Source organism: Rhodococcus sp. IEGM 1354 (assembly GCF_030056855.1).
Taxonomy (GTDB): Bacteria; Actinomycetota; Actinomycetes; order Mycobacteriales; family Mycobacteriaceae; genus Rhodococcoides.
Genome location: NZ_JASHKT010000002.1, coordinates 497,140 through 517,247, shown reverse-complemented (window position 1 = coordinate 517,247; position 20,108 = coordinate 497,140). Strand labels below are relative to the sequence as shown.

18 protein-coding genes and 1 pseudogene are annotated in these 20,108 nt (G+C 65.7%); 2 read left to right on the top strand and 17 right to left on the bottom strand.

Annotated elements, in window-relative coordinates; translation table 11 throughout:
* Positions 1–71: 71 nt before the first annotated feature.
* From QM588_RS06925 to QM588_RS06880, 10 genes and pseudogenes are all read right to left on the bottom strand, one after another.
* On the bottom strand, positions 72–1,577 hold the full coding sequence (locus QM588_RS06925; RefSeq protein ID WP_283312314.1) for a glutamate synthase subunit beta: 1,506 nt from the start codon (positions 1,575–1,577) through the stop codon (positions 72–74).
* Entirely contained in the window at positions 1,570–6,138 is a 4,569-nt protein-coding gene (gltB, locus tag QM588_RS06920; RefSeq protein WP_442972882.1) for a glutamate synthase large subunit, read from the bottom strand. The genes QM588_RS06925 and gltB overlap by 8 nt, the downstream gene beginning before the upstream one ends.
* Before the next feature lie 263 nt (positions 6,139–6,401).
* Positions 6,402–6,911 (bottom strand): annotated as a pseudogene (locus QM588_RS06915) (TM2 domain-containing protein); the annotation flags it as partial.
* Between the two features lie 145 nt (positions 6,912–7,056).
* The gene (locus QM588_RS06910) at positions 7,057–7,941 is read right to left on the bottom strand and encodes a TM2 domain-containing protein (RefSeq protein WP_283312313.1); all 885 of its coding nucleotides are present in this window, start codon (positions 7,939–7,941) and stop codon (positions 7,057–7,059) included.
* The gene (lgt, locus tag QM588_RS06905) at positions 7,934–8,920 is read right to left on the bottom strand and encodes a prolipoprotein diacylglyceryl transferase (RefSeq protein ID WP_283312312.1); all 987 of its coding nucleotides are present in this window, start codon (positions 8,918–8,920) and stop codon (positions 7,934–7,936) included. The genes QM588_RS06910 and lgt overlap by 8 nt, the downstream gene beginning before the upstream one ends.
* On the bottom strand, positions 8,917–9,720 hold the full coding sequence (gene trpA / locus QM588_RS06900; RefSeq protein ID WP_283312311.1) for a tryptophan synthase subunit alpha: 804 nt from the start codon (positions 9,718–9,720) through the stop codon (positions 8,917–8,919). Before trpA ends, lgt begins: the two co-directional genes overlap by 4 nt.
* Positions 9,717–10,988: a tryptophan synthase subunit beta gene (gene trpB / locus QM588_RS06895; RefSeq protein ID WP_048318776.1), complete on the bottom strand. Its 1,272-nt coding sequence runs from the start codon at positions 10,986–10,988 to the stop codon at positions 9,717–9,719. The genes trpA and trpB overlap by 4 nt, the downstream gene beginning before the upstream one ends.
* Positions 10,989–11,108: 120 nt before the next feature.
* The gene (trpC, locus tag QM588_RS06890; RefSeq protein WP_283312310.1) at positions 11,109–11,918 is read right to left on the bottom strand and encodes an indole-3-glycerol phosphate synthase TrpC; all 810 of its coding nucleotides are present in this window, start codon (positions 11,916–11,918) and stop codon (positions 11,109–11,111) included.
* A gap of 79 nt (positions 11,919–11,997) precedes the next feature.
* Positions 11,998–12,663, bottom strand: coding sequence for a TIGR02234 family membrane protein (locus tag QM588_RS06885; protein ID WP_027497281.1), 666 nt, complete (start codon positions 12,661–12,663; stop codon positions 11,998–12,000).
* Complete coding sequence (locus tag QM588_RS06880) at positions 12,660–14,249, bottom strand: anthranilate synthase component I (protein ID WP_442972872.1); 1,590 nt, start codon at positions 14,247–14,249, stop codon at positions 12,660–12,662. The genes QM588_RS06885 and QM588_RS06880 overlap by 4 nt, the downstream gene beginning before the upstream one ends.
* A 56-nt stretch (positions 14,250–14,305) precedes the next feature.
* On the opposite strand from QM588_RS06880, the gene QM588_RS06875 reads away from it, so the two are divergent.
* Positions 14,306–14,767 carry a peroxiredoxin gene (locus tag QM588_RS06875; protein WP_032400005.1) on the top strand — a complete coding sequence of 154 codons (462 nt, stop codon included), beginning with the start codon at positions 14,306–14,308 and terminating at the stop codon, positions 14,765–14,767.
* Between the two features lie 88 nt (positions 14,768–14,855).
* On the top strand, positions 14,856–15,362 hold the full coding sequence (locus QM588_RS06870; protein WP_283312308.1) for a MarR family winged helix-turn-helix transcriptional regulator: 507 nt from the start codon (positions 14,856–14,858) through the stop codon (positions 15,360–15,362).
* Here the strand turns inward: QM588_RS06870 and hisI are convergent.
* The 7 genes from hisI to QM588_RS06835 all read right to left on the bottom strand — a co-directional run bounded on the left by hisI (position 15,353) and on the right by QM588_RS06835 (position 20,103).
* Entirely contained in the window at positions 15,353–15,706 is a 354-nt protein-coding gene (gene hisI, locus QM588_RS06865) for a phosphoribosyl-AMP cyclohydrolase (RefSeq protein WP_283312307.1), read from the bottom strand. The two genes, QM588_RS06870 and hisI, sit on opposite strands and share 10 nt — an antisense overlap.
* Positions 15,707–15,720: 14 nt before the next feature.
* Positions 15,721–16,494 (bottom strand): imidazole glycerol phosphate synthase subunit HisF, encoded by a 774-nt coding sequence (gene hisF / locus QM588_RS06860; protein WP_027497286.1) that lies wholly within the window; start codon positions 16,492–16,494, stop codon positions 15,721–15,723.
* On the bottom strand, positions 16,491–17,321 hold the full coding sequence (locus QM588_RS06855) for an inositol monophosphatase family protein (protein WP_094652613.1): 831 nt from the start codon (positions 17,319–17,321) through the stop codon (positions 16,491–16,493). The genes hisF and QM588_RS06855 overlap by 4 nt, the downstream gene beginning before the upstream one ends.
* Before the next feature lie 6 nt (positions 17,322–17,327).
* Complete coding sequence (priA, locus tag QM588_RS06850; protein WP_027497288.1) at positions 17,328–18,062, bottom strand: bifunctional 1-(5-phosphoribosyl)-5-((5-phosphoribosylamino)methylideneamino)imidazole-4-carboxamide isomerase/phosphoribosylanthranilate isomerase PriA; 735 nt, start codon at positions 18,060–18,062, stop codon at positions 17,328–17,330.
* An 83-nt stretch (positions 18,063–18,145) separates the two neighbouring features.
* Positions 18,146–18,361: a hypothetical protein gene (locus QM588_RS06845; protein ID WP_283312305.1), complete on the bottom strand. Its 216-nt coding sequence runs from the start codon at positions 18,359–18,361 to the stop codon at positions 18,146–18,148.
* Positions 18,358–18,987: an imidazole glycerol phosphate synthase subunit HisH gene (hisH, locus tag QM588_RS06840; RefSeq protein ID WP_283312304.1), complete on the bottom strand. Its 630-nt coding sequence runs from the start codon at positions 18,985–18,987 to the stop codon at positions 18,358–18,360. Before hisH ends, QM588_RS06845 begins: the two co-directional genes overlap by 4 nt.
* Positions 18,988–18,996: 9 nt before the next feature.
* On the bottom strand, positions 18,997–20,103 hold the full coding sequence (locus QM588_RS06835) for an MFS transporter (protein ID WP_283312372.1): 1,107 nt from the start codon (positions 20,101–20,103) through the stop codon (positions 18,997–18,999).
* Positions 20,104–20,108: the final 5 nt, after the last annotated feature.

The following is a 20,108-nucleotide window of genomic DNA, read 5'->3' as shown; positions in this document are numbered from 1 at the left end:
CGCAGATGTTACCGACAGGTAGCCTCGCTGGGCCGCTGCTGGAAGCACCTGTACCGGTTCAGAGACGAGCGTCACACCACCGCGAGAGGCAGTGCCGTGGGGTGCACCGGAGACGGCAATTCCGAGTGTCCGGTGAGGAAAGCGTCGACCCCGTTGGCTGCCGAACGACCCTCTGCGATAGCCCATACGACCAACGACGCACCGCGGTGCGCATCCCCGCAGACGAACACACCCGGTGCCGTCGTCTGCCAATCGGGACCACACGACAGCGCACCGCGCTTGGTCAGCGTCAGGCCGTAGTCGTCGAGCAGCGGTCCGTGTTCGACACCCTCGAATCCGATGGCGAACAACGCCAGATCACAGGGTAGTTCGACCTCTTCGCCGATGGGCGTGACGATGCGTCGACCGTCCGCGTCTCGCTGCACCTCGACCTCGGCGAGCACCATGGCGCGCACATGCCCGCGCTCGTCGCCGAGGAATCGCTGCACGGCAACCTGATGACGCACGACGCCACCCTCCGCATGTGCAGGCGACGTCCGAAGCACCAGCGGCCACGACGGCCACGGCGAAAGACCGTCGTCACGGGCACCGGGAAGAGCAGGGTTGTAGTCGAGCTGAGTGACGGACGCGGCACCCTGACGGTGAGCCGTGCCCAGACAGTCGGCCCCGGTGTCTCCGCCGCCGATGATCACCACGTGCTTGCCCGCAGCGGATATCGACGTCGGGCCGTCGCCCTCGCATTCCTTGTTCGACGGCACCAGGTGCTCCATCGCCAGGTGGATGCCGTCGAGTTCGCGGCCGATCACCTCGGTGTTGTCGCGAGCCCGCAATGCACCGACGGCGAGCACCACCGCATCGAAGCTCGCGCGCAGTTGCTCGACGGTGAAGTCGATACCGACCTCGCACTCGGTGACGAAATGCGTGCCCTCGGCCCGCATCTGCATCAGCCGCTGATCCAGCACCGACTTCTCCAACTTGAATTCGGGGATTCCGTATCGAAGCAATCCACCGAGCCGATCGTCGCGCTCGTACACGGTGACATCGTGCCCGGCCCTGGTGAGCTGTTGCGCCGCAGCCAGTCCCGCCGGACCCGAACCCACGACGGCAACTCGCTTACCGGTGGTGATCGTCGGCGGCTGCGGGACGACGCTGCCCTGTTCCCAGGCCAGGTCTGCGATGGTCTGCTCGACCCGCTTGATCGTCACACTTCCGCCGGTGGCGGCCTCGGAAATGGACAGCACACAAGCGGATTCACACGGGGCCGGACACACTCGGCCGGTGAACTCCGGGAAGTTGTTGGTGGCGTGCAACCGATCACTGGCCGCGTCCCACCGATCGCGGCGCACCAGATCGTTCCATTCCGGGATCAGGTTGCCCAACGGGCATCCTGCAGTTCCGGAGTGGCAGAACGGAATTCCGCAATCCATGCAGCGGCGCGCTTGTTCCGAGACCTCGGCTGCGCGTTCACTGCTGGGCTGATCCGAGTACACCTCGTTCCAGTCTCTGACCCGTTCGTCGATAGGACGCTTGGCGGCCTCACGCTTGACGACCTTCAGAAATCCCTGTGGATCAGCCACGTGCAGCCTCCATGATCGCAGCGTCGACGTCGCGCCCCTCGGCGCGCGCCATTCGGGTCGCCTCCAGCACTCGCTGGTAGTCGACGGGCATGACTTTGGTGAACAGAGCGGACCGGCGGGGCCAGTCGGCGAGCAGCGATGCCGCGACGGTGGAGCCGGTCCAGCGCTCGTGGTTCTCGACCGTCTCGCGCAGCCACACCAGATCGTCCGGATCGGGAACCTGCAACTCGACCATCGCCGTGTTCACGTCCGCGGGGTCGAGACCCAGAACGAAGGCGATACCGCCCGACATGCCGGCCGCCATGTTGCGTCCGGTCGGCCCGAGCACCACCACCCGTCCGCCCGTCATGTACTCGAAAGCGTGATCTCCCACGCCCTCGTTGACGGCAACGGCACCGGAGTTGCGCACGGCGAATCGCTCCCCCGCCTTACCGCGCAGGTACACCTCCCCCGACGTGGCTCCGTACAGAATGGTGTTTCCGGCAATGACGTTGTCCTCGGCAACGAAGGGTGCGTCCTCGGCCGGTCGGACGACGATGCGTCCTCCCGACAGGCCCTTGCCCACGTAGTCGTTCGCGTCACCGACGAGATCGATCGTGATTCCGGGTGGTAGGAATGCACCGAGCGATTGCCCGGCGGAGCCGGTGAACGACACGCGAATGGTGTCGTCCGGTAGCCCGGCCGCGCCGTAGCGCCGCGTGACCTCGGACCCCAGAAGTGTTCCGACCGTGCGGTTGACGTTGCGCACGGGCAGCTCCAGCGTCACCGGATGCGCGTCCTCCAGTGCGCCCTCGGCAAGCTGGATCAGCGTGCGATCCAGCGCGAAATCGAGGCCGTGGTCCTGATCGCGTAGGCGTCGACGCTGTGTCATGGGCGCGCCGTGTCGATCCACCGGCATCGCGAAGATCGGCGTGAGGTCGAGTCCCTTGCTCTTCCAATGTGCGACGCCCGCAGCGGTCTCGAGCACGTCGGCGTGGCCGACGGCCTCGTCGATACTGCGGAAACCGAGTTGCGCGAGGTACTTTCGCACATCCTCGGCGACGAACCTGAAGAAGTCCTCGAGGAACTCGGGCTTACCGGTGAACCGCTTGCGCAGTTCGGGGTTCTGAGTCGCGACACCCACCGGGCAGGTGTCGAGATGGCAGACCCGCATCATGATGCACCCCGCGACGATCAGAGGCGCCGTGGAGAACCCGAATTCCTCGGCACCGAGCAGCGCCGCGACGATCACATCACGGCCGGTGCGCATGCCACCGTCGCACTGAACCGTGATGCGATCGCGAAGACCGTTGAGCACCAACGTTTGTTGGGCATCGGCCAGCCCGATCTCCCAGGGCGCACCGGCATGCTTGAGAGACGTCAACGGAGCCGCGCCCGTTCCACCGTCGTATCCCGAGATCAGCACGACGTCGGCGTGCGCCTTGCTCACTCCCGTCGCCACCGTGCCCACTCCCACCGAGCTGACGAGTTTGACGTGGACGCGAGCGTTCTCGTTGGCGTTCTTGAGATCGTGGATCAACTGCGCGAGATCCTCGATGGAATAGATGTCATGGTGCGGAGGCGGGGAGATCAGTCCGACACCGGGCGTCGAGTGCCGAGTCTTGGCCACCCACGGGTACACCTTGTAGCCGGGCAGCTGCCCGCCCTCACCGGGTTTGGCCCCCTGCGCCATCTTGATCTGTATGTCGGTGGCGTTGACCAGATAATCGCTGGTCACCCCGAACCGTCCACTCGCGACCTGCTTGACGGCACTGCGGCGGCTCGGATCGTAGAGGCGATCGACGTCCTCTCCGCCCTCACCGGAGTTGGAGCGCCCACCCAGATTGTTCATCGCAACGGCCATGGTCTCGTGTGCCTCGGCAGAGATGGATCCGTAGCTCATCGCGCCGGTGTTGAACCGAGTGACGATGGACTCCACCGACTCCACCTCGTCGAGTGGAACAGGCGTCCGCACATGGTCTTTGAACTCGAACAAGCCGCGGAGTGCACCCCCTTCGCGGGCGAGCCGGTTCACTTCGTCGCTGTATTTCTGGAACACGTCGTAGCGACCGGTGCGTGTTGCGTGCTGCAACAGGAACACCGTCTCGGGAGTGAACAGGTGGAGTTCGCCCTCACGCCGGAACTGGTACTCGCCGCCGATCTCGAGGCGGCGGTGAACACGGTCGGTGGGGTTCTCCGGGTATGCCTTCCGGTGACGCAGTTTGACCTCTTCGGCAAGGACGTCGAGACCGACTCCGCCGAGCTTGCTGACGGTGCCCTTGAAGTACTCGCGCACGACCTCGCGATCGAGACCGACCGCCTCGAAAACCTGTGCGCCGGTGTAGGAGCCGACGGTCGAGATGCCCATCTTGGACATGACCTTGAGCACGCCTTTGCCGAGCCCGTACAGGTAGTTGCGCACCGCGACAGTGGTTTCGACCCCGGTGAGCTCGCCTTCGCCGACCAGGTCCTCGATCGACTCCATGGCCAGGTACGGGTTGACCGCCGCAGCACCGAATCCGATCAGCAGGGCCAGGTGGTGCACTTCTCGTGCATCGCCGGACTCGACGACGAGGGCGACCTTGGTGCGTTCCTTGGTACGCACCAAATGGTGGTGCACGGCAGAGGTGGCCAGCAGGGACGGAATCGGTGCCCGAGTGTGGTCCGAATCGCGATCGGAGATGATCAGCGTGCGGTAGCCGGCGGCGATGGCTTTCGATGCCCGCATGCGCAGTTCTTCGATGGCCTCGGCCAGACCTTCCCCACCACGCTCCACCTCGTACAGTGCGCGCAGCACGATCGCCGACAGACCGGGATGATCACCGTCGTCGTCGATGTGGATGATCTTGTTGAGTTCGTCGTTGTCGAGCACCGGCCACGGCAACACGATCTGCCTGCACGACGCGGCAGTGGGCTCGAGCAGATTCTGCTCCGGTCCCATCACGCGCGACAACGACGTCACGATCTCTTCTCGGATGGAGTCGAGTGGCGGGTTCGTGACCTGCGCGAACAGTTCGATGAAGTAGTCGTACAGCTGACGAGATCGCTGGGACATCACCGCGGACGGGGTATCGGTCCCCATCGACCCCAGTGGCTCGCCCCCGGAGGCGGCCATCGGGGTGAGCACAACGCGGAGATCTTCCTCGGTGTAGCCGAACGCGATCTGTCTGCGAATCACGGACTCGTGGTTGTACTGAATGTGGGCGCGCTCGGGCAGGCTCTTGATTTCCAGCAAGCCGGCGTGCAGCCACTCCTGGTACGGGTGTTCCTGCGCCAGTTGCAGTTTGATCTCTTCGTCGGGAACGAGACGCCCGGCGACGGTGTCGACCAGAAACATCTTGCCCGGTTCGAGGCGCCCCTTGGCGACGACCTGCGATTGCGGCACGTCCAGGACACCCGCCTCGCTGGCCAGGATCACCCGACCGTCGGCCGTCTGCCACCACCGACCGGGGCGCAGACCGTTGCGATCGAGGACGGCTCCGACGTAGCTACCGTCGGTGAACGTGACGCAGGCCGGACCGTCCCACGCTTCCATCATCGACGAATGGAATTGATAGAACGCTCGTACCCGCGGATCCATCGTGCGATGGTTCTCCCACGGCTCCGGCACCATCATCATCACGACGTGGGGAACGCTCCGGCCGCCCAGGTGCAGCAGTTCGAGCACCTCGTCGAGTGACACCGAATCGGATGCATCGGGATTGCAGATGGGGAAAAGACGCTCCAGATCGCCGGGGATGAGATCGCTGGACAGCATTGCTTCCCGAGCTCGCATCCGGTTTCTGTTGCCCTTGACCGTGTTGATCTCTCCGTTGTGCGCGACGTAGCGGTGCGGGTGCGCCAACGGCCACGACGGGAAGGTATTGGTGGAAAAGCGACTGTGAACGATGGCAATTGCACTCGTACACAACGGGTTACGCAGTTCCGGGAAGAACAGGGGCAGCTGCATGGTGGTGAGCATGCCCTTGTAGACGATGGTGCGTGCGGACAGCGAAGGGAAGAACAGGCCCGAGCCCTCGGCCTCGATCTCCGGGGTGACGCGCTCCGACCGCTTGCGCAGCCCGTACACCAATCGGTCGAGTTCGAGACCGGCCGGACGTGAACCGTCGACCTCGGGGGCCGCGACGAAGAGATAGCTCATGTACGGCATGCATCCGAGCGCGGTCAGCCCGACGTCGGCGCGATCGGGATCGACCTCGACCGGGACCCAGCCGAGCACGTCGAGACCCTCCTCGGCTGCGATGGATTCGACACGCTGCACGGCCGACCCGCGCTCGCGGATGCCCTGCGGCAGAAAGCAGACACCCGCTGCGAAGGTGTTCTCGCCGTCACCGTTGGCGGACGGAAGCGCGAACGACGACAACGAATCGAGAAGTTCGACAGGCAGCTGAATCAGAATGCCCGCGCCGTCACCGCTGTTGGGCTCGGCACCGGCAGCACCACGATGTTCCAGATTCTCCAGTGCCAGAACACCGTCGGACACTATGGAGTGCGAGCGGCGTCCGGCGATGTCCGCGATCATCGCGACGCCGCAGGAGTCCTTCTCCGCGCTCGGGTCGTACAGTCCTTGCTCGGCAGGCATCCGAGAAAACAACACCACGATCACCTCCACGTAGACCGGTGGGTGCTTCGGATGGCGCAGTGTCGACACGCTGCACTGTGAGCCTCGGCTACCCCACCGGCTGGTCGCCCGAACCGACACAGAGTGCCGGATCGACCGAATTCGATGCCTATCGGGAATTCACCGGGACAGCTCTGGCCCGCGAAAGAATCCGAGATCGCTCTCGGATGGCGGAATCGTATCAGTTGCCAATCGCAACGATGTAATCGCGAACGGCCCTGGGCTCAGTCGCGCAGGGGGCGGCCGTGTTCATCGCGCACGCTACCCGTGAGCATCATGATCCCGTCGATCAGCGGCCAGATACCGCCGATGCCGCACGTGAGCCACGTGACCGCGATCTGCGCCACCGCAATTCCCGGCTGATTCAAATAGAAGCGTCCTGCGCCGAAAACACCCAGCAGGATATTCAGCAGCCCGGCAGTGAGCTTCTGCTTGTCCGAGAACGGTTCCCCGGTGACGGGATGCCGTCCGTAGGGAGCGCTCGGATCGACCCACCCGGGAGCACCGGCGTACTGGGGTCCTGGGTAGTGGGGTCCTCCGTACTGGGGACCTCCGTACTGGGGTCCCCCGTACTGGGGACCGCCGCCCGGAAACGGGGGCGGCGGGTAACCGGTACCGGGCGGTGGACCGTCCGGTGCACCGGAGCTACGGTCGTCACCTCCGGACGCGCCGTATGGTTCACTGCCCCAATTCGGCGGACCGTACGTGGGGTCGGGTGCGCCGTACACCGGCCCCGGCGCCGCGTTTTTCTCGAACGAGATGGTGGGCTCCGAGCCCGAGCCGTCTCCCGCCGATCCGCCCGGTGTCGATCCGTCCGATGACGATGTACCTGAATCACTCACAACGAACTCCCTCGACGACGCGATACGGGTAGGTCGATCAGTCTCGCAGCTTCAGCCCGCGACTGTCGGGAACATTGCCGACGAGAATTAGTACGGCGTCCACGACGTGCCACACGAACAGTCCGAACAACAGAATCAGGCCGAGACCGAACACCACGGTCAGCAGCACGCCGAAGAAGAACAGCAGCAACTGCGCCACACCGATTCCGGTGCTACCGATGTAGAAACGACCCACGCCGAGCCAGCCGAGGAACAGCTGCAGCAATCCGCCGACGATCTTCGATTTGTCCGACAACGGTTCACCGGTGACCGGATCGCGGCCGTACGGCGCGTCGGCACCGACACCGAAACCGGGCCCGGCCGAAAAGCCCTGTGCTTGGCCGTAATTCTGCTGGCCATAACCCTGCTGGCCGTACCCCTGTTGCTGGCCGTACCCCTGTTGCTGGCCGTACCCCTGTTGCTGGCCGTACCCCTGCTGGTAATAACCCTGCTGGCCGTACCCCGGATTCTGGCCGTATCCCGGAGTCTGGCCGTATCCCTGCGGTGGGCCGTACGGCGACTGTTGGCCGTATCCCGGCTGACCGTATCCCTGGTACTCGGATCCCGGTGTCGGGTATCCGGCGGACGGCGGAAGGCCGCCGATCGGATTGTCGATACCGCCGTCCGGGCTGGGGGCCGGATAGCTGGGCGTACTGGACCAGCCGGGCCCGTTGCCGATACCCGAATAGGTGTCCCATCCCGGTCCGGTAGAGCCGGCGGGACCGTGCGAGGGTGCAGATTCGGACGTCGCGGGCGGCTCGGAGAGTGACGCCTCGGCGGTTGCGTCGTAGTCGAACGGTGTACCGAAGGAGCCGGCGGACTTGTCGGTGCCGCCGCCCGAATCAGCAGGGTCGGGGTGTGCCCTCTTCTCGAAATCAACCACGGGTACTGCCTTCTTCCTCGGCTTTCTTCTCGGACGATGTCTCGCCCGTACCTGCATGCGCATCGCCGTCGGCGGACTCGCCATCCGTCGAGTCTTCGCTGTCGCGACTGTCGTCGTCGTTCGACTTCAACGTCACCGGGTCTTCGCGACCCTTGGTGGCGAGAACGAAGTAGGCGACGGCCAGCACGAAGATGATTGCCGAGGTGAAAGTGTTCACGCGAATGCCGGCGATCTTCGTGGCGAAGTCGTCTCGCATGAGTTCCACCCAGAACCGACCGACGCAGTATCCGGCCACGTAGAGCGCGAACAATCGACCGTGGCCGATCGTGTACTTCCGATCGACGAGTACCAGGAGGACGACGACGAGGACGCTCCACAGCAGTTCATAGAGAAACGTGGGGTGGACGACCTTCTCGACCATTCCGGTGGAGACGCCGTTCAGAGGATCGAGCCGGCCGTTCGCGTCGAGTCGCTCGTAGATCTCGAGACCCCACGGTTGCGTGGTTTCGCGACCGTAGAGCTCCTGGTTGAAGTAGTTGCCGATGCGGCCGATTGCCTGGGCCAGCAGGATCGGCGGGCCGACAGCGTCACCGAATGCCGGCAGTGGGATGCCGCGTCGACGACACGCGATCCACGCGCCGACTCCGCCGAGGAACACCGCGCCCCAGATTCCGAGGCCGCCGTTCCACACGTACAGCGCCTCGATCGGCCGACCGCCGGCACCGAAGTACGTCTTCCAGTCGGTGGCCACGTGGTAGAGCCGGCCACCGAGAAGCCCGAAAGGTACTGCCCACACAGCGACATCGAGAACCGTGCCCTTGGTTCCGCCGCGAGCGACCCACCGGCGATCTCCCCACACCACGGCCACCACGATGCCGATGATGATGAACAGGGCGTAGGCACGGAGCGCGAGCGGTCCGACGTGCCACACCCCCTGCGCGGGACTGGGAATGTAGGCCAGGAAGGCGGTCGAAGTCACGACGCTACGTTAGCGGAGCGGACACCCTCGGCGAGTTCTGTCGTCAGGTCACGAACCGCGTCGAGACCGTTGTCGACAGCCGTCACCAAGGCCGAGCCGACGATGACCGCATCGGCATACTTCGCGATCTCGGCAGCCTGCGCGCCCGACCGAACGCCGAGACCGACACCGATCGGAATATCGGAGTGCTCGCGGATACGCGCCGACAGCGCCGGTGCCATCGAGGACACCGCGTCGCGGGCACCGGTCACGCCCATCGTCGAGGCGGCGTAGACGAAGCCGCTGCTGGCTTCGACGGTGCTGACGAGGCGCTCCTCCGTCGTCGACGGTGCGACGAGGAAGATTCGGTCGAGTCCGTACCGATCCGAGACCTCGATCCATTCCTGAGCCTCGTCGGGGATCAGGTCGGGAGTGATGATTCCGAGTCCACCCGCATCGGCGAGGCTCCGGGCGAAATTCTCGATGCCGTATTTGAGCACCAGGTTCCAGTAGGTCATGACGACCGCTTTGCCACCCGCGGCTGCGACCTGCTCGGTGACGGCGAAGACGTCCTTGACCCGGGCACCAGCTCGCAGCGCCACGTCTGCGGCAGCTTGGATCGTGGGGCCGTCCATCACCGGATCGGAGTACGGGATGCCGACCTCGACGATGTCGCACCCGGCGTCGACCATCGTCTTGAAGACCTCGATCGACCGGGGCACGGTAGGAAAGCCTGCGGGCAAATATCCGACGAGTGCAGCGCGCCCTTCGGCACGGCACTGGGCGAACGTCCCCGAGAGGCGAGAGTCGTTGTTGCTCATGGCTTGATACCTGCTTCGTCGTCCACGTTCGCTTCGCCGTCTCCGTCGATCAGGCCGAACCACTCGGCTGCGGTGTCGACGTCCTTGTCGCCGCGGCCGGACAGGTTGACCAGGATGATGGCACCTTCACCCAGTTCTTTGCCGAGGGTGAGTGCGCCGGCGATTGCGTGCGACGATTCGATGGCCGGGATGATGCCCTCGGTGCGGCACAGCAACTTGAAGGCGTTCATCGCCTCGGTGTCCGTCACGCCGCGGTACTCGGCGCGCCCGATGTCGTGCAGGTACGAATGCTCGGGTCCGACCCCGGGATAGTCCAATCCTGCTGAGATCGAATGGGAATCGACGGTCTGACCGTCCTCGTTCTGCAGCAGGTACGAGTAGGCACCGTGCAGGGCTCCGGGAGTACCACCGCTGATGGTCGCAGCGTGGCGACCGGTCTCGACTCCGTCGCCGGCAGCCTCGAACCCGACGAGACGGACATCGGCGTCGTCGATGAATGCGTGGAAGATGCCGATGGCGTTGGACCCGCCGCCGACGCAGGCCGCGATGGCGTCGGGCAGGCGGCCGGTGGACGCGAGGACCTGCTGCCGCGCTTCGAGGCCGATGATGCGCTGGAAGTCGCGGACCATCACCGGGAACGGGTGCGGCCCCGCGACGGTTCCGAAGCAGTAATAGGTGTTGTCGGCGTGGGTGACCCAGTCGCGCAGCGCCTCGTTGATGGCGTCCTTGAGGGTGCGTGAACCGGACTTCACTGCGACCACTTCCGACCCGAGCAAACGCATCCGGGCGACGTTCAGAGCCTGACGCTCGGTGTCGACCTCGCCCATGTAGACGACGCAGTCGAGACCCATCAGGGCACAGGCCGTGGCAGTCGCGACGCCGTGTTGACCGGCACCGGTCTCGGCGATGACCCGAGTCTTGCCCATTCGCTTGGCGAGCAGAACTTGTCCGAGCACGTTGTTGATTTTGTGAGAACCGGTGTGATTCAGATCTTCTCGCTTGAGCAGGATCCGAGCGCCACCGGCATGCTCGGACAACCGGGTCGCCTCGAACACCGGCGATGGGCGACCGGTGTAATCGCGCTGCAGCCGATCCAGCTCACCGAGGAACTCGTTGTCGCTGCGCACTTTCTCGTACTCGGCGGTGACTTCCTCGATCACACCCATCAACGCCTCGGGCACGAACCTGCCCCCGTACACGCCGAAGTGACCGCCCACGTCGGGCTCGTGTGCGCTGCGATCGGTGAGGCCGATGCTGCTCTGCGGCAGATCAGCGCCCTTGAAGCGGACTACCTGAGGGGCGTCCGCGGCGGAAGAAGTTTGGCTGGTGCTCACCGCTCCAGTGTGCCCCAAAGGCGGACCGTCGCCGCGTTCGGGTGGGGTGCCGGTTCAGCGTGCGGGTTTGGGGCACGACGGGTGCGTGCCCGCCGTCACCAGGTCCGAGACCGCAGTGCGCGGATCGCCCGCGGTGACCAGACCTTCGCCGACCAACACTGCGTCGGCACCTGCTCCGGCGTACGCGAGAAGATCGGCGGTGCCCCGCACTCCCGACTCGGCAACGCGAATGATCTCACTGGGCAGACCGGGCGCGATACGGCCGAAACTGTCGCGATCGATCTCGAGGGTCTTGAGGTTGCGGGCGTTGATACCGATGACGGTGGCACCCGCCTCGAGTGCGCGATCGGCCTCGGCCTCGGTGTGGACCTCGACGAGGGCCGTCATGCCGAGCGACTCCGTGCGATCGAGAAGAGACGTGAGTGCGTCCTGCTCCAGGGCCGCGACGATCAGCAGGATGACGTCCGCGCCGTGAGCTCGGGCCTCGTGGATCTGGTAGGGACCGACGATGAAATCCTTGCGCAGCACAGGAATCGAGACTGCGGCTCGCACCGCGTCGAGATCGGCGAGCGATCCCCGGAATCGACGCTCCTCGGTCAACACGCTGATGATACGAGCGCCACCCTGCTCGTAGGCACGAGCGAGCACTGCGGGATCACCGATGTCGGCCAACGCGCCCTTGGACGGGCTCGCGCGCTTGACCTCGGCAATGACGCCGATACCGTCCTCGCGGAGGGCAGCCGCCGCGTCGAGAGGTGCCGGGGCCAGCTTCGCTGCCGCCTTCACCGCAGCGAAATCGATCACCGATTCGCGCGCGGCCACGTCGGCTCGTACACCGTCGAGAATCGAGTCGAGAACAGTCATGGTGCCCCAGTCCTTTCTGAGCGTCGACATTCGATGTGAGGAATCTCATCGAGGTCGGAACCTAGCGTAGAGGGCCGAATCAATCCGACGAACGCCGGGTACCGGACTCGTCGGTAGGGTCTTCACCGGCATCGAGCGCGTCCCACATCATGCGCTCGGTCAGGTCTTCACCCTCGTCCTGTGCACCCACGGCGGACGTGGTTCCAGCGGCCCGGCGAGCCACTTCGTCGCGCCGCACAGCCGGAGCTGCGTACTTGGACGAGAGTACCTGTGGGCCAAAAGATTTCCGAATCGACAGGGCAGCCGCCGCGAACGCACACAGGGCCCCTGCGAGCGTGATCAGCGCGGGCAGTGTCGACGCCGTCGTCATCGTCACCTCGGCACGAGCCGGGAGCTCGGCGAGCGCGGCCGCCTCCGAGTCCGAAGCCCCCGCGGCGAGTAGCCGAACGGCCGGAATCGCCGCAGCGATCGCAACCACCGCGATGAGCAACGCGAGAACCCGAGATGCCCACCCGCGCACCGCGAACGAGGCCGCCACGGCAGCGACCAGCACCAAGGCGAGAGGAGTCGTCGCCGCGGCCCAGGTACTGCCGACGAGATCGTCGGTCCGGCTCTCGCCGAGACCATCGGAGGACGTCACGCTCACCCACGTCATTCTGGACGCACCCCACAGGCATGCGGCCGCAACCACGAGCAGCACGACAGGCAGAACGGCCGATCCGCGGCCGCCGGAGCGTTCGGTCATCGGCCACCGACCTCACGCAGCGTTTCGGCTGCTGCGACGGCACTGAGCACGGCCATGGCCTTGTTACGCGCTTCGTCGTCCTCGTACTCCGCTACCGAGTCGGCCACGACTCCGGCACCGGCCTGCACGTACGCCGTGCCGTCCTTGATGAGCGCGGTGCGAATCGAGATGGCGGTATCGGCGTCCCCGGCGAAGTCGAGGTAACCGACGATGCCGCCGTAGATGCCGCGCCGCGTCGGCTCGAGCTCGTCGATCAGTTCCATCGCTCGCACCTTCGGTGCACCCGACAGCGTGCCCGCGGGGAAGCACGCCTTGACTGCGTCCAGAGCCCGCTTTCCCTCGGCGAGCCGTCCCGTCACCGTCGACACCAGGTGCATGACGTGGCTGTAGCGCTCGATATGGCGGTAATCGCCGACGCGCACCGTCCCGGGAGCACACACTCGGCCGAGATCGTTGCGACCGAGATCGACGAGCATCAGATGCTCCGCGTTCTCCTTCTCGTCGGCCAGCAGATCCTTCTCCAGCAGCACGTCGTCCTCCTCGGAGGCACCGCGCCAGCGCGTACCGGCGATCGGGTGCGTGGTCGCGAGACCGTCCTTCACCGTCACGAGAGCTTCGGGGCTGGATCCGACGATCGAGAACGCAGTCTCGTCGTTCTCCCCCGGTACGTGCATCAGATACATGTACGGGCTGGGATTCGAGGCCCGCAGCATGCGATAGACGTCGAGAGGAGAAGCCTCGGTGTCCATCTCGAAGCGCTGCGAGAGCACCACCTGAAATGCTTCACCGGCCTCGATCTCCTCGACCAGCCGCTCGACATCGGCACCGAATCCCTCCGATGTTCGCTGCCTGCGGAAACGGGGCGCGGACTTGGAGAAGACCGACACCGTCGACGCGGCAGGCTCGGACAGATCCGCACACATCCGGTCCAAGCGACTCACCGCGTCGTCGTAGGCCCGGTCGACGTGCTCGTCGGTGCCGTTCCAGTTGACCGCGTTCGCGATCAGGGTGATCGATCCCTCGTGATGGTCCACGGCCGCCAGATCGGTGGCCAGCAACATGACCATCTCGGGAATGCCGAGGTCGTCCTGCGCATGCTCGGGCAACTTCTCGATGCGCCGCACCGAGTCGTATCCGAGATACCCGACCATCCCGCCGGTCAACGGCGGAAGGCCCGGCACACGCTCGGAATGCAGTAGCTCCAAGGTTCGTGCCAACACGTCGAGGGGGTCACCGCCGCTCGGGACACCTGCGGGCACGTTGCCGCGCCACGCGGCTTCGCCGTCGACCACCGTCAGCGCCGCGGGCGCACCTGCACCGATGAACGACCATCTCGACCACGACCGCCCGTTCTCCGCCGATTCGAGCAAGAACGTTCCGGGTCGGTCGGCGGCAAGCTTGCGGTAGGCCGACAACGGAGTTTCGGAGTCGGCGAGCACCTTTCGCGTCACCGGCACCACTCGATGCTCGGCGGCGAGCTGGCGGAACACCTCCCGGGACGTGGTCGAGTCCGCGGGATCGGTGGGTTGGGCGTTCATCGGTGCGGTCTCGGTGGGGCTCGTGTGGGGAGTCGTCTCGCCGTGCATGACCCCATCCTCCCAGGTTCGGCGGCGACACCCTCGCGCGCGGTAACCTGCCGACCATGAAACCAGGCGAGCTCGTTCCCGATTTTTCCCTGCCGGACCAGACCGGAAAGCTGCGAACGCTGACCGAATTGCTGACCGACGGTCCGATAGTGCTGTTCTTCTACCCGGCTGCATTCACCCCCGGTTGCACCGCCGAAGCCTGCCATTTTCGCGACCTCGCAGGCGAATTCGCCGAGGTGGGTGCCACCCGGGTCGGCATCAGCGCCGACGCGGTCGCCAAACAGGCCGAGTTCGCCGCCGCCAAATCGTTCGACTACCCGTTGCTCTCCGACGAGGACGGTGCCGTCGCGACGGCATTCGGGGTCAAGCGCGGCCTGCTCGCCAAGCTCTCCCCGGTCAAGCGCGCGACGTTCGTCATCGGTACCGACCGCAAGGTCCTCGAGAGTTTCTCCAGTGAGGTGCGATTCGAGGCCCACGCGGACAAGGCGCTGGAATACCTGCGCGCGCACCGCAGCTAGGTCGATTGTTCGACGCGATGCCTCGGCCCCGGGGATGCTCGAGGCATCATGTGCAGAACACAACTGTCTCGATCGAGAGGTACCCGCGATGGACACGTCGGCGACACCGAATGATGCGGTGGATCCCCGCTGGCTCACCGAAAGCCAGCAAGAGGCGTGGCGTGCGCTCGTCGCCCTGGTCACCCGACTGCCCGCAGCATTGGACGCCCAGCTGCAACGCGATTCGCAGTTGACCCACTTCGATTACTTCGTCCTCGCGGTCGTCAGCGAGAACCCACAGCGACGAATACAACTGCGCGATCTCGCGGAGTACGCCAACGCGTCACTGTCACGTCTGTCGCACGTGGTCACCAAGCTCGAGAAGGCGGGATGGGTTCGCCGCGAAAGTATTCCGGGGAGCCGCGGTTCCTATGCGGTGCTGACCGACGCCGGCATGGAGAAGGTCGTGGCATCGGCACCAGGACACGTCGAGACAGTGCAGGCTCTGATATTCGACGGATTGTCCGACGCAGAGGTAGGTCAACTGTCCACTCTGAGCACGACGCTACTCACTCAGCTGGACAAAGGAATTGCCGCAGGAACCGGTCACGCCTGAGTCGCGGGCCCCAACAGCACGTCGGAGTCGAAGCAGGTGTGGGTACCGGTGTGGCATGCCGCGCCGATCTGGTCGACGACCAACAGCACTGTGTCCCCATCACAATCGAGCCGCACCTCGTGCACGTACTGCGTGTGCCCCGAGGTCTCGCCCTTGACCCAGTACTGCTGCCTGGACCTGGAGTAGTAGGTGCCCTTGCGCGTCGCGAGCGTTCGCGACAACGCTTCGTCGTCCATCCAGGCGACCATCAGTACCTGGCCGGTCGAGCGCTCCTGCACCACAGCACTGAACAGCCCGGCCTCGTTTCGCTTCAGCCGGGCGGACAGCGTCGGGTCGAGAGTCATCGAAAACCTCTTCGCTAGCGGACGACGATGCGCTCGGCGCGCATCGATTCTTTGACCTGGCCGATGGTGAGGTCCCCGAAGTGGAACACACTTGCGGCGAGGACGGCGTCGGCTCCGGCGTGGACGGCGGGCGCGAAATGTTCGACGCGCCCTGCTCCTCCGCTGGCGATGACGGGAACGTGCACGGCGGACCGGACCGCCGCGATCATCGGCAGATCGAATCCGGCCTTCGTGCCGTCGGCATCCATCGAATTGAGAAGGATCTCACCGACTCCCAGTTCGGCACCACGAACTGCCCATTCGACGGCGTCGATACCGGTTCCACGCTTGCCGCCGTGGGTGGTGACTTCCCAGCCCGACGGGGTGTCCTGTTGCCCCTGCGGGACGGTGCGTGCATCGACCGACAGGACGATGCACTGGGACCCGAACCGCTCACTGAGCTCGCGCAGCAACTCCGGCCGAGCGATGGCCGCGGTGTTGACGCTGACCTTGTCGGCACCGGCCCGCAGCAGCAAGTCGACGTCGGCGACAGTGCGCACTCCCCCACCGACGGTGAGGGGAATGAACACCTGCTCGGCGGTGCGGCTGACGACGTCGAGCATGGTTCCTCGATCGGATGTGGACGCCGTGACGTCGAGGAACGTCAGCTCGTCGGCTCCCTGTGCGTCGTAGGCTGCCGCGAGCTCGACGGGATCTCCTGCGTCGCGGAGGTTTTCGAAGTTCACGCCCTTGACGACGCGTCCGGCATCGACGTCGAGGCACGGGATCACTCTGACCGCAACGCTCATCGCACCGGTCCTTCCAGGTAGTCGCCGGGTGCACCGAGTTCGGTGATCACTTTGAGCAGTTCGCCGTGTACTCCGGGGCCGGCCGCGAGCACCGACTTCGAATCGATGGTCCATGGTCGGCCTGCGAGGTCGGTGACGATTCCGCCCGCAGCACGAACCAGCAGGGCTCCGGCCGCGTTGTCCCAGGCGCGGTATCCGAACACCACCGCGCCGCCCAGTACTCCGCTGGCGGTGTACGCCAGGTCGACACCGGTGGCACCGTGCATCCGCAGTCGCGAGGAGTGCATCGACAGTTCTTCCAGAATGCGAAACCGGAAGCGGCCGGGGATGGATCCACGACTGGCTACGTTGAACGCACCGAACCCGATCATCGACTCGCGCAACGATTTCGGTTGCAGTGCGGGTAGTGGGGCCCCGTTCAGAAGCAACGGGCCGCCTGCCACGGCAGAGAATCGCTGGTTCACCAGCGGTAGCCATGTGAGCCCGAGGACCGGCACGCCGTCGTCGAGCAACGCCAACAACGTTCCGGCAGAGGGCAATCCGGAGGAGTAGTTGAATGTGCCGTCGATCGGGTCGAGTACCCATACGAGACCGGAGTTCAGGTCGGGACCGCCGAACTCTTCACCGTGGACGGCGATTCCGGTGGCGTCGTACAGTTCCGCGCCCAGACGACGCTCGAGTTCGAGATCCACCGCGGTGGCGAAGTCGTCGGGGCCCTTCTGCACGGCACTCGGTGCGCCGACGCCCGCGAGGAACCGATCATGGATGCCGTCGAGCAACCCACCAGCGATTTCGAGCAGACGACTCGGTTCCTCGGGAAGGGTCATCCGTCGTTACCGAGACACTGCCGCGAGGGCATCGGGCAGTGTGAAACGCCCGGCGTACAAGGCTTTTCCGACGATGGATCCCTCCACGCCACGGTCGACCAGTCCGGCGATCGCTTCGAGGTCGGCGATCGTCGACACGCCGCCGGACGCGATGACCGGCTTGTCGGTCCTGTCGCACACGTCGGCGAGGAGTTCGAGGTTCGGGCCGGTCAGGGTGCCGTCCTTGGTGACGTCGGTGACGACGTACCGCGAGCAGCCGTCGCGTTCGAGCCGCTCGAGTACCTCCCACAGGCCACCGCCGTCGCTGACCCAACCGCGGCCACGCAGACGTGGCGCGCCGTCCACCATCAGCACGTCGAGGCCGACCGCGACACGATCGCCGAATTCGCCGATCGCCCGAGCGCACCACTCGGGGTCTTCCAGAGCCGCGGTACCCAGGTTGACGCGTGCGCATCCGGTTGCGAGGGCAGCGCGCAGGGAATCGTCGTCGCGAATTCCGCCCGAGAGCTCGACCTTCACATCGAGCTCACCGACGACCGAGGCCAACAATTCACGGTTGGACCCGCGCCCGAACGCGGCATCGAGATCCACCAGATGGACCCACTCGGCACCGTCGTTCTGCCACGCCAGGGCGGCATCACGGGGCGAACCGTACTTCGTTTCGCTACCGGCTTCCCCTTGAACGAGACGGACAGCTTCGCCGCCTGCGACATCGACAGCAGGCAATAAGACCAGGCTCACGTGCGGTTATGCTACGGGCCGACTCGCGTCGAATTCAAAACGGGTCAGCGCTGCGCGGATCCGCAGGCCGCCGGGACGGACCGTCAGCTGTCGGGACCGAGTTCCTTGCGCGTCATGCGCGTGGACACGACGCCCATGGCCGTGATCGCCCCGACAACTCCGGCCAACGCGATGAGCAGAGCAACGCCGGCGGTGGGCTGCCACACAGCGATCGACACGGTCGCGAGTGCGAGTACCGCAACTGCGGCCCCGAGCGCTCGAAACGCCAACCGGCCGATGGAGAACTCGCGATCACTCACACCGATCGAACCCAGTTCTCGAGCAACGCGGCACCGGCGTCGCCGGACTTCTCCGGGTGGAACTGCGTGGCCGAGAGCGCGCCGTTCTCCACGGCAGCGAGGAAGCGGCCACCGTGATCGGCCCACGTGAGCAACGGCGCGGCGATGGTCTCGCTCGGTTCGAGCTCCCACTGCTGCGCGGCGTAGGAATGGACGAAATAGAACCGTGTCTCGGGGTCGATGCCGTCGAACAGCACGCTCTTCTCCGGAGACTCGACGGTGTTCCAACCCATGTGCGGGAGCACGTCCGCCTGCAGGCGTTCGACAGTGCCCGGCCATTCGCCGCACCCGTCCGCCTCGACGCCGAACTCGACACCGCGATCGAAGAGGATCTGCATGCCGACGCAAATTCCCAGTACCGGGCGGCCACCCGCGAGACGACGCCCGATGATGCGCTCACCTCGAACGGCAGTCAGACCCTCCATGCAGGCGGCGAATGCACCGACCCCGGGAACCACCAGCGCTTCTGCATTCAGGGCTTCGTCGAAGTCGGAGGTCACCGTCACGTCGGCACCGACGCGGGCCAACGCCCTTTTCGCCGAGTGCAGATTGCCCGAGCCGTAGTCGAGCAACACCACAGAAGTCATGGAACGAGTCTATCGGGGACGTGGACTCGCGATCAGTGCCACCGCCGCGACAACGGCAACGGTGGCTGCACCTGCGGTGAACCCGGCGGTGTAGTCCACACTCGTCGCGACCACACCGAGGGCGAGCGCCCCGGCGCCGGTACCGGCATCGAAGCTGATGTTCCACACGGCGCTGGCGCTGCTGTAGCGAGCCGGCCCCGCCGCATCGAAGGCCATCACCAGACTGTCGTTCTGGCATGCGCCGTAACCGATTCCGAACAACACCGCAGCGACGAAGAACAGTGCGGCCGGCATGGCACCTGCGGCGGCAACGGCGAACAGACCGACGCCGAGGGCCGCGGAGATGAGCGCAGGCACCACCGACCGGCCGATTCCGATGCGGTCCGCAACCGAACCGGCGGCATATCGACCGACCAACATCGCGGCACTGACCACGGCGAGGGCCACGCCGATCATCGCCGCTCGGTCGGATTCGGCGATCGGCAGCAGACTGGTGATGCCGCCGTACGACGCCGACACAGACGCAACGACGAGGCACGGCACCAGGAACCGCCGGGCGTCGAGACGGACCCGGTCGACCCGAGCCGGTTGCGGTGCGGGGCGGGTCGGCGGTAACAGAGCCACCCCGATCAAGCCCGCAGCGGGAACCAGAGCCCCCAGGACGAACACCGCCGTCGGGCAGGCCGCGAAGATCACCAGACCCAGCGGCAACGTCACCATCTGCGACAGCGCGACCGCGATTCCCTGTGCTCCCGTCGCGCGGCCGAGCAAGTGGGTCGGTGCCAACTCGGCGACGATGGCGGCCCCGGCGACCGTCAACATTCCGAAACCCGTGCCCCGTAGCGCCGACACGGCGAGTGCCGGTACGGCCTGCACCGACACGATGAACAGCAACGCGGGAACACCCAGAAGCAGGCAACCGGCCGCGAGCACGGGCCGATGGCCGACGCGAACCAGCATCGAGGGTACGAACAGTTGGGTGATGACCGTGGTGGCCATGAATATCGCGGTGCTGGCTGCCGCCACCGCATCGGACGAACCCGATTGCGACACCGCGAGCGGAACCACCGGGAGCAACAGGCCCCAGCCTCCGAACGCGGCCGCACCCATGGCCATCGCGG